Genomic DNA, 15,685 nt, shown 5'->3' with positions numbered 1-15,685 from the left:
GCTTGTGAAACGCTAATATTTGCTACATGCATTCAAAATTTTTGCAGGCAGAATATGTGGTCCGAATACTCACTCGAAGTTGTTGATGCTGTCGCCCGCAACGGCAGCTTTAGCGCAGCGGCTCAGGAGCTGCACCGCGTACCTTCGGCGGTCAGTTATACCGTACGTCAGCTGGAGGAGTGGCTGGCAGTACCGCTTTTTGAACGCCGCCATCGCGATGTCGAATTGACCCCCGCCGGGCTCTGGTTTTTACAGGAAGGACGATCTGTTATCAAAAAAATGCAGATCACTCGCCAGCAGTGTCAGCAGATAGCCAACGGCTGGCGCGGCCAGCTGTCGATAGCCGTAGACGACATTGTTAAACCGGCCCGTATGCGTCAGATGATTGTCGATTTTTATCGTCACTTTCCCGATGTCGAGCTGATTGTTTTTCAGGAGGTCTTCAACGGCGTCTGGGACGCGCTGGCCGACGGGCGCGTGGAACTGGCTATCGGGGCAACGCGTTCGATTCCGGTCGGGGGGCGCTACGCCTTTCGCGATATGGGGATGCTGAGCTGGCATTGCGTAGTGGCCAGCCATCACCCGCTGGCGCAGATGAACGGGCCACTGAGCGATGATGTGTTGCGCAACTGGCCGTCGCTGGTCCGGGAGGACACTTCCCGTTCGTTACCGAAACGCACGACCTGGCTACTGGACAACCAGAAAAGGGTAGTGGTGCCGGACTGGGAGTCATCAGCTACCTGCCTCTCGGCGGGATTGTGCGTAGGAATGGTGCCGAGCCATTTTGCCCGCCCCTGGATTGACCGCGGTGAATGGACCGCGCTGGCGCTGGAAAACCCGTTCCCGGACGCCGCGTGCTGCCTGACCTGGCAGCAGAGCGACACGTCACCGGCGCTGTCGTGGCTGTTGGATTATCTGGGGGACAGCGAAACGTTGAACCGGGAGTGGCTGCGGGCGCCGGAGTAACCGGCGCCGCACGGGCGATTAGCGACGATAATCGACGAACGGGCCGTCTACGACGGAGCGACGCTCTACCAGCCGCGGGTGAACCTCAATAGATTGCGACTCTTCACGCTTGTTGACGATACGATCCATCAGCATATTGAAGGCCGCTTCCCCCAGCGAATCTTTCGGCTGGTGGATGGTGGTCAGCGCCGGGCTGAAATAGCGGGCGTTACGCACGTTATCATACCCGATCAGCGAAATGTCCTGCGGCACGCGCAGTCCCATCTCATCCGCAGCACAGATTGCGCCCATCGCCATGATGTCGCCGCCGCAGAAGACCGCCGTCGGGCGATGCTGCTGGCTGAGGATCTGCTGCATGGCGCGGTAGCCGGATTCAGGCTCGAAGTCGCCCTGAACAATCCAGCTTTCCGGAACGGCGATCTGCGCTTCTTCCATGGCTTTCATAAAGCCCGCCAGGCGGCCGGCGCCGGTATTACGCTCCAGCGGACCCGGGATCACGCCGATTTCACGGTGGCCGCGTTCCACCAGATAGCGACCGGCCATATAGCCGCCTTCGAAGGCGTTATCGATGACCGAATCGGTGAAGTCGGCTTTGGATTCACCCCAGTCCATTACCACCATCGGAATATGGCGGTACTCTTCCAGCATGCTGAGCACCGATTCCGGATATTCAGAACACATAACCAGCAGGCCGTCGACGCGCTTTTGCGCCATCATCGACAGGTAGGCCTGCTGTTTTTCGAGATCGTTCCACGCATTGCCCAGAATCAGGGTATAGCCTTTCTGGAAACAGCTCTTTTCTACGGCTTCAATAATCTCAGCGAAATAGGCCGCTTCGCTGCTGGTGGCCAGCAGGCCAATCGATTTGGTGTGATTAACCTTCAGGCTGCGAGCAACGGCACTGGGGGAGTAGTGCAGCTCTTTGATCGCCGCCCACACGGCGTTGCGGGTTTCTTCCGCCACGAAACGGGTTTTGTTAATTACATGTGACACTGTTGTAGTGGAAACGTTTGCGCGCTTCGCTACATCTTTAATTGTTGCCATTACTTCTCACTCCAGACCTTGACCTGATCGTCTGATTATCGATACGTAAACGTTTGCCTATACACACCCTGAATACAATTTTCAACATTGCATCACGTCGGGAAAACGACACAGAACGACAGGAAGGGGTCAATGGCCGATACGCTTTCAAATTAGCGTGGGATTTTGTCCGATCTTGCGGCAAAGGGGAAGAGCAAAAATGTGCATCACCCTAAAACATGGAAGATTTTTGCGCTATATTGTGCAAAAATGAGCAAGCTCACTTTTCATGTGGGGATAACTGGGGGGAAAAATTGATGGATACAGATTTAAAGTTTTCGCTGACGACAACGATTATTGTCCTGGGTCTCATCGTGGCCGCCGGCCTGACAGCGGTGCTGCACTGATTTATCCGGGGGAGAGGCCTCTTTCCCCCGACATCCCGCCATTATTATCAATTTCGCAAAAATCTTTTGCCATTTCGTTTACTTTTGTTTTTTTGTGATTGATGTCATGCTTTTGACTTCTGATGAGATACCGTCGCCGATGGCGGTCTGCTGGAGTCATTGAATGAAAATCAACTTTCCCTTGTTAGCGCTGGCGATAGGCGCGTTTGGTATTGGCACCACGGAGTTTTCCCCGATGGGGCTGCTGCCGGTAATTGCCAAAGGCGTCGACGTGTCAATTCCGGCGGCGGGAATGCTGATCAGCGCTTATGCGATCGGCGTGATGGTCGGGGCGCCGCTGATGACTTTGCTGCTCTCTCATCGCGCGCGCAGAAATGCGCTGATTTTTCTGATGGCGATCTTTACGCTGGGTAACGTCCTCTCCTCAATGGCGCCGGATTACACCACGCTGCTGATTTCGCGCATTATCACCAGCCTTAACCACGGCGCTTTCTTCGGCCTCGGTTCGGTGGTGGCGGCGAGCGTGGTGCAAAAACACAAACAGGCCAGTGCGGTGGCGACCATGTTCATGGGGTTAACCATCGCTAACATTGGCGGCGTTCCGGCGGCGACATGGCTTGGCGAGACCATCGGCTGGCGGATGTCGTTCCTCGCGACGGCAGGTCTGGGGCTGGTGGCGATGGTCAGCCTGTGGTTTTCGTTGCCCAAAGGCAGCGCTGGCGAGCGTCCGAACGTAAAGCAGGAGCTCTCCGTGCTGGTTCGTCCGCAGGTGCTCTCCGCATTGCTGACCACCGTGCTGGGGGCCGGCGCGATGTTTACCCTCTATACCTATATTTCACCGGTGCTGCACACCATTACGCACGCCTCGCCGCTGTTCGTCACCGCCATGCTGGTGTTGATTGGCGTCGGCTTTTCGCTGGGTAACTACCTCGGCGGTAAATTCGCCGACCGTTCCGTCTCCGGGACGCTGAAAGGGTTTCTGCTGCTGCTGATGGTCATCATGCTGGCGATTCCGCTGCTGGCGCAGACGCAGCTGGGGGCTGCAATCAGTATGGTGGTCTGGGGGGCGGCGACCTTCGCCGTGGTTCCACCGCTGCAAATGCGGGTGATGCGGGTGGCTCATGAAGCGCCGGGGCTCTCTTCGTCGGTCAATATCGGGGCCTTTAACCTCGGCAATGCGCTGGGGGCGGCAGCCGGTGGCGCGGTGATTTCCGGCGGACTGGGCTATGCCTTTGTGCCGGTGATGGGGGCGATAATTGCCGGTGTGGCGCTGCTGCTGGTGCTGTTCGGCGGGCGTTCGCAGCCGGAAGAGGCGTTGGTCGGACAGTAGTCGGTGTATTCGCAGAAGGGTTTCCCCTTCTGCGTTAGCGTTTTAGGCCGCCAGGTTGGCCGCCACAAACTTCCAGTTTACCAGCGCCCAGAAGTGCGCCAGATAGTCAGGACGGGCGTTGCGGTAGTCGATGTAATAGGCATGTTCCCAGACATCCACGGTCAGCAGCGGTTTGGCGTCGCCGGTCAGCGGCGTGCCAGCGTTGCTGGTGGAGACAATGCTCAGGCTGCCATCGCTATTTTTAACCAGCCATGTCCAGCCTGCACCAAAGTTCTTCGCTGCCGCGTCGGTAAACTTCGCTTTGAACTCTGCGAAGCTGCCGAAGGATTGATTGATGGCGGCTGCCAGCTCACCTTCCGGCTCGCCGCCCGCATTCGGCGCGAGGCAGTTCCAGTAGAAAGTATGGTTCCAGACCTGGGCCGCATTGTTAAAGATGCCGCCTTCAGAAGAGCGGACGATCGCTTCTAAAGATTGACCTTCAAACGCGGTGCCTTTGATCAGGTTGTTGAGGTTGGTGACATAGGCCTGGTGATGTTTGCCGTAGTGGTATTCCAGGGTTTCTGCGGAAATGTGCGGCGCCAGGGCGTCTTTTGCATACGGTAATGCAGGTAATTCAAACGACATTGTTACTCTCCTTATAACTTCTTGTTTTCTAGCTCACATTCAAAGGATGTTTGACCATCCACAACAGCATGTACTGTCCCTCGCCGGGGCGAGTGCAACAGGTTTTTATTGTGATCGGAATGCTAACACTTGCAGAAGGGAGTTAAAAGCCTTGCAATGATAAAGGGTATATTTAACAAATGTACCTGGTTAAGCCTTCGCCGGAGCGCAAGGCAGCGCATTTCAGCAGAGCCGGTTGATCGCTGTTGCTGTTGAAATATAAAGTGATTACTGAAAAATCCATTTTGCAGAGGTCTGTTTTGTCTAACATAGTCTATCGCCAGGCGACCCTGGCCGACGTCGAACGCTGTTTTGAAATTGAAACGAGCGCGTATGAAGGGGATGAGGCGGCTACCCGTGAAAAGATTGCCACCCGAATCCAGCAGTACCCGGAAGGATTTCTTTGCATGGAACGGCAAGGAGAGGTTATTGGCTTTATTAACTCAGGGTGCGCGTGGGAAGTCGTTATGTCGGATGAAGCCTTCAAGGAGCTGGTCGGGCACGATCCCCGCGCGCCGAATGTAGTGATTATGTCTGTAGTCATTGCGCCTGAACACCAGGGAAAAGGGTATTCGACCGCCCTGATGGAGCGATTTATCCGGCAGATGGCACAGGCGCAGAAGAGCGCCATTCACCTGATGTGCAAAGACCGACACGTGGCCCTGTATGAGCGGTTTGGCTTTCGCTACGAGCGGCCTTCGGCCTCGGATCATGGCGGGATGTCCTGGCATGAGATGAGCATGGCGTTATAGCCGGGGAATTGACCTGCCGCAGGTGCGGCAGGTCAGGTTCAGCGAATGGTTTTGGGGGTCATCACCCGGCGTGCGCCGACATAGTGGCGAATCCAGTAATCTTCGCTTAATGAGGTGATCTGAATATCGCGGCCGGTACGCGGCGACTGAATAAACTTGCCGTTGCCAACGTAAACGCCGACGTGATCGGCGGTGCCGCGCCCACGGGTGCGGAAGAAGACCAGATCGCCGCTCTGCAGCTCGCCGCGATCGACCGGACGGGCATCGCGCAGGTGATACATCTCATTGGCGGTGCGCGGAATGCGGATTTTTACCAGATCCTTATAGGCGTAGTAGACCAGCCCACTGCAGTCAAAACCAGTACGCGGCGAGGTTCCGCCCCAGCGATACGGTTTGCCAATCTGATCCATTAACTTCGACATCGCGGTGCTTTGCGCTCTCTGCACGCGGGCTTTGTGTGCATCCGCCAGCGTCAGCGGCGGTTCTTCCGCGATTGTTTTACAACGTTTTTTATAGCCTTTACGGACGACGCATTTGCTCTGCATGCTGGCCATGACCGGAGCCGGTTCGGCGGCCGGCGCGATCGTTTTCGCACACTGCTTTTTATACCCTTTACGCAAAACGCATTTTTTGCTGCCGGCGGCCTGACGGTTCAGCGCCGTCTGGCTGGATGCGGTGGTGCGAGTGGGGTGTCTGGTGCGGGTGGCCGTTGAGGCTTTCTTGCTGGCGGTTTTGGTTGTGGACTTCGTTTTCTGAGCGGTGGCTTTTTTCTTACGTTCTGTTGTGCCTTTCGCCGCGTGCGCTTTTGGCGTGGCGGAGGTGTGCGTATGCCCTGAAGCATGCGCCAGTGGTGTAAATGAGATAGATGTAAACAGTAATGCACAGAGCGAAATCGCGATTTTGTTTAGCCGCGCCACTGAGCAATCCCCTGATTAATGACAGATATGTACCCATACCTGACGGTGAATGACAAAACCCAACGATTCTAAAGCATAAAAACCCGGAAAGTTAATACTCTTTTGTATCTAAAGTGTCGTTTGATTAACAATTGCAAAAAATTATCTCAGACATTAACCACCTTGTACGCGAAATGTACAGCGATACCGCTTTTAGGTGGCCAAAATGATATTTTTAAGGCAACTTCTGACCACAGAAGATAAAATATAATGAGTGAAAAAAATGTTATTATCTGTCCTGCGTTCAGGACGCTACAATGACAAATTACTGCCGTATAGAAGTTAAGGAAGCATGACAATGAGCACGACTGTAGAAAAAATCCAACGTCAAATCGCTGAAAACCCGATCCTGCTGTACATGAAAGGGTCTCCGAAACTGCCAAGCTGCGGTTTTTCCGCTCAGGCTGTGCAGGCGCTGTCTGCATGCGGCGAGCGTTTTGCCTACGTTGACATCCTGCAGAACCCGGATATCCGCGCGGAACTGCCGAAATATGCGAACTGGCCGACCTTCCCGCAGCTGTGGGTTGATGGCGAGCTGGTTGGCGGTTGCGACATCGTGATTGAAATGTATCAGCGCGGCGAACTGCAGCAGCTGATCAAAGAAACGGCGGCAAAGTACAAGACCGACGAGCCGAAAGCTGAATAAGTCTGCTGCCAGTAAAAAAGCGACTTCCTGTGAAGTCGCTTTTTTTTGTCTCTTACTCTTGTCCGGCAAGCGGTAACGGCCAGCCGCCAAGACGTTTCCAGCGGTTGACGATTTCGCAAAACAGCTGCGCCGTCTGCTCGGTGTCGTACAGCGCAGAGTGCGCCTTGGTGCCATCAAACGCCATACCGGCGGCCAGGCAGGCTTTGGACAGCACCGTCTGACCGAGGGCCAGTCCACTCAGCGCCGCGGTATCAAACGTCACGAACGGGTGAAACGGATTACGCTTGAGTCCGGCGCGTTCGGCGGCGGCCATCGTAAAGGTGAGATCGAAGGTCGCGTTGTGCGCCACCATGATGGCACGATTACAATCGTGCTCCTTAATGCCCTTGCGGACCATTTTAAAAATGGCGTGCAGGGCGTCGTATTCGCGCACCGCGCCGCGCTCGGGGTCGTTCGGATTGATGCCGTTAAAGGCCAGCGCTTCAGGCTGCAGATTGGCGCCTTCGAAAGGTTCAACATGAAAATGCAATGTCTCGTCCGGCATTAACCAGCCTTGCTCATCCATTTTCAACGTAATGGCGGCGATCTCAAGCAGGGCGTCGGTTTTAGCATTAAACCCGGCGGTTTCTACATCAATTACCACGGGGTAGAAACCACGAAAACGGTCGCACAGACCATTAAGTTGAACGTTCTCGGACATCTGATTCTCTTAACTGGAAAAAAGTAGCGCGCATTATGGCAAATTTTGCCGCGCCTTGCAGCAGGAAGGGGAAAAACAGCGGGCGCCGATAAGCGCCCGGAGCAGGTTAGTTGCCAAGACCTTTGCCGGCATCTTTCTCTTCAATCAGCTCGATTTTGTAACCGTCCGGATCTTCAACGAAAGCGATCACCGTGGTGCCGCCTTTCACCGGACCGGCTTCGCGGGTGACGTTGCCGCCGTTCTGGCGAATACGCTCGCAGGCTTCGGCGGCGTTATCCACGCTCAGCGCGATATGACCGTAAGCGCTGCCGAGGTCGTATTTGTCAACGCCCCAGTTGTAAGTCAGCTCGATAACCGCCGTATCGCTCTCCTCGCCGTAGCCGACGAAGGCCAGCGAGTATTTGTACTCGGTATTTTCGCTGGTGCGCAGCAGCTTCATGCCCAGCACGTTGGTGTAAAACTCGATAGAACGTTGCAGGTCGCCAACGCGCAGCATGGTGTGAAGTAAGCGCATAGTTTTTATACTCCTTGTTTACAGCCCCTTAGCAGAGACCGTATGTGCAATTGTCTGAATAGCGTAACAAAACGGACAAGGCGTTTCATACCCCTGAGCACTATATCGTAAAAAGGCCGCCATTTCAGGCGGCCCTTACGCCGATCTTTCTTATCGCATCCGCGGACGGCGTGAGTGCGTCCAGGACGTGCAGTCAGATGCGACAGAATACGAGTATAGCGGCTAAACGTCGCCATACCCGGCCGGATTATAACGTCGGGTAGTCGGTATAGCCTTCCGCACCGCCGCCGTAGAAGCTTTCAGGGCGCTGCGGGTTCAGCGCGGCCTTGTGCTGCAGACGTGCGACCAGATCGGGGTTGGCAATATAGTCACGACCGAAGGCGACCGCATCAATTAAGCCTTTGCCGATCAGATCGTTGGCTTTTTCTACCGTATAGGCGCCGGCGCCGATAATCGCCCCCGGGAAGCGATCGCGCACTTTTTGGCGGAATGCGTCGCTGTACGGCTGGCCGCCGGCCCAGTCCGGCTCGGACATGTGCAGATAGGCAATGCCGCGTTTGGCGAGTTCTTCAATCAGATACAGCGCATCGGCTTCTTCGTTCGGGCCATTATCGACATTCTGGAAACTGCCGATTGGCGACACGCGGATCCCGATACGATCGGCGCTCCACTCTTTGCTGACGGCATCGACAACTTCCAGTACCAGACGCGCGCGGTTTTCAACGCTGCCGCCGTATTGATCGGTACGGTGGTTGGAAGAAGGAGACAGGAACTGATGCAGCAGGTAGCCATGCGCAGAGTGCAGCTCTACAAGGTCAAAGCCGGCATCGCGGGCATTGCCGACCGCCTGGCGGAAATCATCGACGATCCCCGGGATTTCATCGAGCTCCAGCGCACGCGGCATGGAGGTGTCGACGCGAATAGCGTGGCCATGCTCATCGCGCAGGGAGGTTCGGGTGCCCGCGCTGATAGCAGAAGGCGCAACCGGCGCTTCGCCGCCGGGCTGCAGGGAGTTGTGGGAAATACGACCGGTATGCCACAGCTGCACGGCGATACGGCCATGTTCAGCGTGAACCCCGGCGGTAATTTTCTGCCATGCCGCGATCTGTTCCGGGCTGTGCAGACCAGGCGCGCCGGCGTAGCCTTTCGCCTGGGCGGAAATCTGCGTGGCTTCGGAGATGATCAGTCCGGAGCTGGCACGTTGACGATAGTACTCTGCCATTAACGGCGTCGGGATATCGCCGGGTTCGATACTGCGCAGACGCGTCAGCGGAGCCATAAATACACGGTTAGGTACAGTTATTGCACCGACTTTCAGTGGAGAAAACAGTTTTGATTCGGACATAATGACTCCTGAGTAGACCGGTCGTCTTGTAATTCGTTAAATAAAAACGCCTGTTAAACGCCAGGCGCTGCAATAATCTGTTTGGCATGGGCAAGGGCGCTTTCCAGCGGCATTGCGCTGCGGGTAATCTTGGCCTGCAAATTGGCTCCCAGCCACAGGGAGTAAAGCACCTGGGAGAGGGTAAAGGCATCGCCGTCAAATGTCAGACTCCCTTCCTGGCGACCCTTTTCCAGCGCTTCGCCCAGTAAAGTAATAATCTGGCTGGCGCCTTTGTTCATCTCTTCACGCATGGATTCAGACAAATCGCACACTTCAGCGGAGAGCTTGACCGTCAGGCAACCGCTGATAATACCCTGCTGGCAAAACTGCGTCAGGGTGTGCTGGTAGTAAGCCAGCAGGCGGTCGCGATAGGTTCCTTCGCCGTGAGCAAAATGGTCAACCAGGCGGCGGATATAGCCAGCATAGTGATATTCAAGCAGCGCGACGCCGTAAGCTTCTTTAGAGCGAAAATAGTGGTAGAAAGAGCCTTTCGGCACTTCCGCTATTTTCAGCAGCTCGCTCAGGCCCATTCCGGTAAAACCGCGGTGCATGCACAGCTGTTCACCGGTCAGCAGAATATGTTCGCGGGTATCGTATTCACAATGTTTGTTCATGGCGCTCACTGTAATAGACCGATTGGTCTAATGCAAGCAAAAAAATGTCGCCTGGGGCAGAGGCTGAACAACAAAAGTTGCGAAGCAGAGTTGAAACGTCTTCAATAAAAGACACAGAGAAGTCGCCGGAGGCGTGGAGTGGCAGAGCAGCTGGAGTTTTTCCCGGTACAGAGTCCATGCCGGGGAATTTGTCAGTCGGACGAACGTGGATTTTGTCGCGGTTGCTTTCGTAGTCGCGAAGAGCGTTTTCACTGGCAAACAATGAGTGATGTCCAGAAGCAAGACGTGCTGCGCCTGTGCCGGCAGCGTCTGTTGCGCAAATTACGCGCGAATAAACCGCAGGCCGAGGAAGAACCACAGCAGCCTTCACTGTTTTAATGGCAAAATTGCGTATACTCAACACACTTTTTTGTTGAGGACGTTGTTATGGTTCAGCGTATTGCTATGGCCCCACAGGGGCCGGAATTCTCGCGTTTTGTGATGGGCTACTGGCGTTTGATGGACTGGAATATGTCCGTGAACGAGCGGGTCAGCTTTATTGAGCAGCACCTGGATCTGGGCGTGACTACGGTTGATCACGCAGATATTTACGGTGATTATCAGTGCGAAGCGGCCTTTGGCGAGGCGCTGAAGCAGGCTCCGCATCTGCGTAGCCGCATGGAAATCGTCAGCAAGTGTGGGATTGCCACTAAAGCCCGCGCCGAAAACACCATCGGCCACTATATCACCGACCGCGATCATATCGTTTTAAGTGCCGAGCAGTCCTTGCGCAATCTGGCGACCGACCATCTTGATTTGCTGCTGATTCACCGCCCGGATCCGTTAATGAATGCGGATGAGGTGGCGGAGGCCTTTCTCGCACTGCATCACAGCGGCAAAGTTCGCCACTTTGGCGTCTCCAACTTTACGCCGGCGCAGTTTACGCTGCTGCAATCGCGTCTGCCGTTTACGCTGGCCACCAACCAGGTTGAAATCTCCCCGGTACACCAGCCGCTGCTGCTGGATGGTACGCTGGATCAGCTGCAGCAGCTGCGTATCCGGCCAATGGCCTGGTCTTGTCTCGGCGGCGGGCGCTTGTTTAATGATGAAAGCTTCCAGCCGCTGCGTGATGAGCTGGCGCAAGTGGCTCAGGAGCTGAATGCTGAGAGCATTGAGCAGGTGGTTTATGCGTGGATCCTGCGTCTGCCGTCGCAGCCGTTGCCGATTATCGGCTCCGGTAAAATTGAGCGTGTGCGCTCTGCCGTGGTGGCCGAAAAACTGAATATGTCTCGTCAGCAGTGGTTCCGCATCCGCAAAGCCGCGTTGGGCTACGACGTACCATAATCCTCCCACCGCCTCCGCAATGGCCGTCTCTGGTTTACCCTTATCAGGGACAGAGCCATTCTGGAGGTGTTATGCAACGATGTATCCTCGCCATATTGACTTTAGCGATCTCAGCGGGCGCGCAGGCGGCCAGCGAAAACGTGGATCTCAATCTTGTTACCCGCCAAAGCGTGGGCCAGGCCATTGGCAGCGTTAAAATCAGCGAGACCGCAAAGGGGCTGGAATTTACCCCAGATCTCAAAGCGCTACCGCCGGGTCGACATGGTTTTCACATTCATGCTAACGGTAGCTGCCAGCCGGCGATAAAAGAGGGTAAAGCCGTCGCTGCCGGTGCCGCCGGCGGACATTACGACCCGCAACAGACCGGGAAACATGAAGGGCCCGAGGGGCGCGGGCATCTGGGCGACCTGCCGGTACTGGTAGTCAACAGCGACGGGAAAGCCACCCGGCCGATGGTGGCGCCGCGGCTTAAAACGCTGGATGAGGTACGGGGAAAAGCCCTGATGGTCCACATTGGTGGCGACAATATGTCCGACAGTCCGCAGCCCCTTGGCGGAGGCGGCGAACGTTTTGCCTGCGGGGTGATTAAGTAGCTCTTTCGGTTATCGTCCCGACCTCAGGTGCCTGCTCAAGTTGAGACAGGGCGCAATACAGCCGCCAGATCACGGCGGCCAGCTCTTTTGCTGCCGGCTGGTGATGGTGGTTCAGGGTATCGCAAATTCGCTGTAGCTCCTGCAAGGTTGAGGCCAGAGGACGCTGCTGGACGCCGCGCTCGCTCATGACATCCCGGAGCAGACTGATGCATAAATCCCGCACCTGCGAGAGCGGGTCAGAGCGGGTTTCCCACTCGCGAAGCTGCCAGACCACGTGCGAACAGTTAAGCAGCACCACGCCCCAGCGCAGCAGCCAGCGGCGCGCGAGAGCATCCTGGCTGTTACTTAACTGACTGATGTGATGGTAGACCAGCGATTCAAACTCGTGCTCGCTATGCTGAGGGCGGCGGCTCAGCTGGTCGACAAAGTGACGGCGTAACGCCTTTATGTGCCGGCGGCTCTTGCGCGCATCGGAACCGGGACTGATCACCGCAAAAGCAAGCCAGGCAAAGCCAACGCCAATGATTTTTCCAAGATTGTCGTTGAGAAACGAGGCAAAGTCGTAGACCGGCGGGTTGGTCACCGAAATAAACGACCCCATGAACACAATCAATTGTCCCCAGAGACCCGCCAGCTTTGGCATCTGCAGTTTGAGCAATTGCATGGTGGTGAGCAGCGGGAAAAGGAACAGCAGGAACTGCCACAGGTCGGTTATCTGCACCATCAGACCGAACTTCACCCCGAAGCTGAATAGCGACAGCAATATCAGCGTACGCATCAGCAGGCTCAGCGATTTGAACGGCGAAGGTGAGACTGAATAAAGCACGCAGCAAATCGCCGCCAGGGTGAGCGCGGCGGCGCAGGACTGCCATTGGGTGCTGATACCCCAGGCACCCACCGCAACCAGCGCACAGAAGGTTCTGATACCGTTCCACAACGCTTCGGCCTGATCGGTATGACGCGCTAACGCCGGGGCGGAAGGAACATTAAATTCGGCGATTACCGAGGCGTTTTCCACGCGGCGGAGCCAGCGACTGCTGTCCAGATACAGGCGGCAGAAATAGCGCAGGCGCTTCCAGAACGCGAGATGGCGATAGTCGGCATCGGCGGGAGGCGCCAGCGGGGCGATTATCCGTGCGACAGCGTAAAAATCGGCCCGTGGATTAGCCAGCGCGGTAAGCAGCGTTTCCAGCACTTCGCGGGTCTGCGCCGGCGCGGCCGGCCAGTTCACTAACATCCGGCGCAGGCTGGAGATTACGCTGGTCAGCCGCAGCTGCTGGTGGAGTAAATAGTTCAGCAGCGGATTCTGACGGCGAAAACGGTAATGACTCCAGAAGGCCTGAATTCGCAGCAGGTTCATGGTCAGGATTTGCCCGATCACGCTTTCGTGGGCGGTACGAATGGCATCGGTGGTTTCCGGCACCCACAGCAGACTGGCGTGCTCAAGCAGACGAGCATGCATATTTTTCAATGCCGTCAGCAGCGCAGTGCCATCCGAGGTACTGGGCATGATCATCATCATCAGCCCGCCGCACAGGATACCGACGATAACCTCGCACACTCGCGACTGCGCGATAGTCCACAGCTCGTTGGCGTCGGTAATGTTGATAACCGGAAAGGCGATAATGGCGCAGGTATAGCCGGCGAGCTGGAAGGCGTAGGCTACGTTGTTGGTATACATCGCGCAGGCCCAGGTGCAGAGCGCAATCCACGCCGAAATGCTGAATAAAAATAGCCAGGGGTCGTTTAGCGTATGTCCGGCGAGCAGTAGCGCGGCGCAGGCGCCGAGCAGGCTTCCGGCAATACGCCCGAAGCACTTACTGATCACGCCACCCACCGTCGGGAAGCTGACGACGGCGGCAGAGGTCATCGCCCAGTAAGGCTCATCAAGATCCAGCCAGTAGGCAATACTCAGCGCGAGACACATCGCAATGCCGTTACGCAGGGCATAGCGCCATTGCGGACGGCTGGCTTTAACCCAGGGAAGAGCACGCCATGACGAGACCTGCAGTTTCATCAGGGTTCGCCAATTGAGACGGTGCAGGTGGTCCCGGAAACCAGCGTCGTATCCGCAGGCAAACTGTTGAGTTCGATGCGCACCGGTACGCGCTGGGCCAGACGAACCCACGGGATATTCGGTTTAATATTGGCAACCAGGCTGTTCCCGCCTTCGACGCTTTGGTCGACGATGGCGCGACCGATACTGGATACGTGACCCTGTAACGTTTGTTTACTGCTGTACAACACTATCTGCGCATTATCGCCAGAGCGAATATGGCGCAGCTTAGTTTCTTCAAAATAACCAATGACATAAAACGAATTGCTATCGACAAGGGCGAAAACCGGGTGGCCTGCCGAGGCGTAGTCGCCCACGCGGGTCGTTAAGTTTGTCACCCAGCCATCTACCGGCGATTTCACGGCCGTCTGGCCAAGCTGCCATTGCGCGTGCTCCAGACTGGCCTGCGCCACGCCGACCACCGCTTTGGCGGCCTCAAGGTTGGTGGTGGCGGTGTCCAGCGCGGTATTGGCGCTTTCCAGATCTTCGGCGGAGATGGCCTCTTGCGAAAGATGACGACGACGACGGGCATCACTGGCCGCTTTCGTTTGCTCCGCTTTGGCTTTAGCCATTTCCGCTTGCGCTTTCGCGAGCTGCGCTTCGGCGTTGAGAGCGGCAATACGATAGGGGGTGTCATCGATCCTGAACAGAACGTCGCCGGCTTTGACCAGCTGGTTATCGCGCACGTTCAGCTGGAGGATGCTGCCAGAGACCTGCGGCGTAATGCTGACCTGTTCGGCGCGGACTTTGCCATCCCGGGTCCACGGCGATTGCGTGTAATAGTTCCAGACCAGCCAGGCGGCAATGATAGCGAGTGCGGCGACCAACAAGGTCGAGAGGTATTTGAGTTTTTTCATGTCGTGAACATTACCAGGCAGTCAGTAAAACCAGAGCCAGACACACAGAGAGTGCAAACAGGGACAGATCCATCAGCAAGGGATGCCAGATATCGCCGGCATACATCCAGTCTCGCAGCTGGCGGTGAATAACCAGCCAGATAAAAAATCCCAGCAATACGGCTTTAAACAAGGGGGGAAAGTAAATTGACGCACCGAATACCAGGTCCTGGAGCGCCAATCCGGAAGTGTTAAGACTCAGTTTCACAAGCAAAAATCCTTTGCCATTGCAGGGAGAATGTTCAGAGCATGCTACTATTACACATTGTAAATCATTGTTTTGAATTTGGTGTATCAGGTAATTCATTTGTTTTGATTATTCAAATGCTGCACACTATTCTAAAATCAGTATAATAACTTAGCAAGCTAATTATAAGGAGATGAAATTGGAATCGCCACTGGGTTCTGATCTGGCACGTTTAGTGCGCGTCTGGCGCGCGCTGATCGACCATCGCCTGAAACCTCTGGAGTTAACGCAGACCCATTGGGTCACGTTGCACAATATTCATCAGCTGCCTCCTGAGCAGTCGCAGATTCAACTGGCGAAAGCTATTGGTATCGAGCAACCCTCACTGGTGCGTACGCTGGATCAGCTGGAAGAGAAAGGGCTTATTTCTCGCCAGACTTGTGCAAACGACCGGCGCGCGAAACGAATCAGGTTAACGGAAAAAGCCGAGCCGCTGATCAACGAAATGGAAGAAGTGATCGGCAAGACGCGAGATGAGATTCTGTCTGGTGTGTCGGCAGAAGAGGTCGCTACGCTGCTCAATTTAATCCGTAAACTGGAACAAAATATCCTCGATCTTCAGGCAAAAGATTAATTTATTCAGGGCCCTGAGCATTCAAGGCCCTTTTTTATTGC

General features: G+C 55.6%; 19 protein-coding genes. 9 read left to right on the top strand and 10 right to left on the bottom strand.

What is annotated here, in order from left to right; translation table 11 throughout:
* Window positions 1-54: 54 nt before the first annotated feature.
* Window positions 55-966: a DNA-binding transcriptional activator PunR gene (gene punR, locus ROR01S_RS18645; RefSeq protein WP_004862743.1), complete on the top strand. Its 912-nt coding sequence runs from the start codon at window positions 55-57 to the stop codon at window positions 964-966.
* An 18-nt stretch (window positions 967-984) separates the two neighbouring features.
* Here the strand turns inward: punR and purR are convergent, their stop codons facing one another.
* A complete protein-coding gene (purR, locus tag ROR01S_RS18640; RefSeq protein WP_004862740.1) occupies window positions 985-2,010 on the bottom strand; it encodes an HTH-type transcriptional repressor PurR in 1,026 nt (341 codons plus the stop codon).
* A gap of 296 nt (window positions 2,011-2,306) precedes the next feature.
* On the opposite strand from purR, the gene cydH reads away from it, so the two are divergent.
* Entirely contained in the window at window positions 2,307-2,396 is a 90-nt protein-coding gene (gene cydH, locus ROR01S_RS27130; protein ID WP_004862736.1) for a cytochrome bd-I oxidase subunit CydH, read from the top strand.
* 163 nt (window positions 2,397-2,559) lie between these two features.
* Window positions 2,560-3,726 carry an MFS transporter gene (locus ROR01S_RS18635; RefSeq protein WP_064359767.1) on the top strand — a complete coding sequence of 389 codons (1,167 nt, stop codon included), beginning with the start codon at window positions 2,560-2,562 and terminating at the stop codon, window positions 3,724-3,726.
* Between the two features lie 42 nt (window positions 3,727-3,768).
* Here the strand turns inward: ROR01S_RS18635 and sodB are convergent, their stop codons facing one another.
* Window positions 3,769-4,350: a superoxide dismutase [Fe] gene (gene sodB / locus ROR01S_RS18630; RefSeq protein ID WP_004862730.1), complete on the bottom strand. Its 582-nt coding sequence runs from the start codon at window positions 4,348-4,350 to the stop codon at window positions 3,769-3,771.
* A gap of 299 nt (window positions 4,351-4,649) precedes the next feature.
* On the opposite strand from sodB, the gene ROR01S_RS18625 reads away from it, so the two are divergent.
* Window positions 4,650-5,141 carry a GNAT family N-acetyltransferase gene (locus ROR01S_RS18625; RefSeq protein WP_004862725.1) on the top strand — a complete coding sequence of 164 codons (492 nt, stop codon included), beginning with the start codon at window positions 4,650-4,652 and terminating at the stop codon, window positions 5,139-5,141.
* 38 nt (window positions 5,142-5,179) lie between these two features.
* On the opposite strand, the gene ROR01S_RS18620 is transcribed toward ROR01S_RS18625, so the two are convergent.
* Window positions 5,180-6,058, bottom strand: coding sequence for a C40 family peptidase (locus ROR01S_RS18620; RefSeq protein ID WP_048025241.1), 879 nt, complete (start codon window positions 6,056-6,058; stop codon window positions 5,180-5,182).
* Between the two features lie 337 nt (window positions 6,059-6,395).
* On the opposite strand from ROR01S_RS18620, the gene grxD reads away from it, so the two are divergent.
* Entirely contained in the window at window positions 6,396-6,743 is a 348-nt protein-coding gene (grxD, locus tag ROR01S_RS18615; RefSeq protein WP_004862717.1) for a monothiol glutaredoxin 4, read from the top strand.
* 52 nt (window positions 6,744-6,795) lie between these two features.
* Here the strand turns inward: grxD and rnt are convergent, their stop codons facing one another.
* The 4 genes from rnt to ROR01S_RS18595 form a co-directional block, all read right to left on the bottom strand.
* On the bottom strand, window positions 6,796-7,443 hold the full coding sequence (rnt, locus tag ROR01S_RS18610; protein ID WP_004862716.1) for a ribonuclease T: 648 nt from the start codon (window positions 7,441-7,443) through the stop codon (window positions 6,796-6,798).
* Window positions 7,444-7,549: 106 nt separating this feature from the next.
* On the bottom strand, window positions 7,550-7,957 hold the full coding sequence (gloA, locus tag ROR01S_RS18605) for a lactoylglutathione lyase (protein ID WP_004862713.1): 408 nt from the start codon (window positions 7,955-7,957) through the stop codon (window positions 7,550-7,552).
* A gap of 247 nt (window positions 7,958-8,204) precedes the next feature.
* Complete coding sequence (locus ROR01S_RS18600) at window positions 8,205-9,302, bottom strand: alkene reductase (protein ID WP_004862710.1); 1,098 nt, start codon at window positions 9,300-9,302, stop codon at window positions 8,205-8,207.
* 53 nt (window positions 9,303-9,355) lie between these two features.
* A complete protein-coding gene (locus ROR01S_RS18595; RefSeq protein ID WP_004862709.1) occupies window positions 9,356-9,955 on the bottom strand; it encodes a TetR/AcrR family transcriptional regulator in 600 nt (199 codons plus the stop codon).
* Window positions 9,956-10,093: 138 nt separating this feature from the next.
* Between ROR01S_RS18595 and ROR01S_RS18590 the strand changes: the two genes are divergently transcribed.
* From ROR01S_RS18590 to sodC, 3 genes are all read left to right on the top strand, one after another.
* The gene (locus ROR01S_RS18590) at window positions 10,094-10,333 is read left to right on the top strand and encodes a DUF1289 domain-containing protein (protein WP_004862706.1); all 240 of its coding nucleotides are present in this window, start codon (window positions 10,094-10,096) and stop codon (window positions 10,331-10,333) included.
* 48 nt (window positions 10,334-10,381) lie between these two features.
* Window positions 10,382-11,278, top strand: a complete 897-nt coding sequence (locus ROR01S_RS18585; RefSeq protein WP_004862703.1) for an aldo/keto reductase — start codon at window positions 10,382-10,384, stop codon at window positions 11,276-11,278.
* 71 nt (window positions 11,279-11,349) lie between these two features.
* Window positions 11,350-11,871 carry a superoxide dismutase [Cu-Zn] SodC gene (gene sodC / locus ROR01S_RS18580; RefSeq protein ID WP_004862700.1) on the top strand — a complete coding sequence of 174 codons (522 nt, stop codon included), beginning with the start codon at window positions 11,350-11,352 and terminating at the stop codon, window positions 11,869-11,871.
* On the opposite strand, the gene ROR01S_RS18575 is transcribed toward sodC, so the two are convergent.
* Genes ROR01S_RS18575 through ROR01S_RS18565 form a run of 3 tightly spaced genes read right to left on the bottom strand, consistent with a single transcriptional unit; the run spans window position 11,864 to window position 15,031 of the window.
* Window positions 11,864-13,888 carry an FUSC family protein gene (locus ROR01S_RS18575; RefSeq protein WP_064359766.1) on the bottom strand — a complete coding sequence of 675 codons (2,025 nt, stop codon included), beginning with the start codon at window positions 13,886-13,888 and terminating at the stop codon, window positions 11,864-11,866. The two genes, sodC and ROR01S_RS18575, sit on opposite strands and share 8 nt — an antisense overlap.
* The gene (locus ROR01S_RS18570; protein ID WP_004862695.1) at window positions 13,888-14,784 is read right to left on the bottom strand and encodes an efflux RND transporter periplasmic adaptor subunit; all 897 of its coding nucleotides are present in this window, start codon (window positions 14,782-14,784) and stop codon (window positions 13,888-13,890) included. The genes ROR01S_RS18575 and ROR01S_RS18570 overlap by 1 nt, the downstream gene beginning before the upstream one ends.
* Before the next feature lie 10 nt (window positions 14,785-14,794).
* Window positions 14,795-15,031 (bottom strand): DUF1656 domain-containing protein, encoded by a 237-nt coding sequence (locus tag ROR01S_RS18565; RefSeq protein WP_004862692.1) that lies wholly within the window; start codon window positions 15,029-15,031, stop codon window positions 14,795-14,797.
* A 172-nt stretch (window positions 15,032-15,203) separates the two neighbouring features.
* Between ROR01S_RS18565 and slyA the strand changes: the two genes are divergently transcribed.
* On the top strand, window positions 15,204-15,644 hold the full coding sequence (slyA, locus tag ROR01S_RS18560) for a transcriptional regulator SlyA (protein WP_032687399.1): 441 nt from the start codon (window positions 15,204-15,206) through the stop codon (window positions 15,642-15,644).
* The last annotated feature ends 41 nt before the right edge of the window (window positions 15,645-15,685 follow it).

The organism is Klebsiella ornithinolytica NBRC 105727 = ATCC 31898, assembly GCF_001598295.1.
Classification (GTDB): domain Bacteria; phylum Pseudomonadota; class Gammaproteobacteria; order Enterobacterales; family Enterobacteriaceae; genus Klebsiella; species Klebsiella ornithinolytica.
This window is presented reverse-complemented; position numbering and strand designations above follow the sequence as displayed.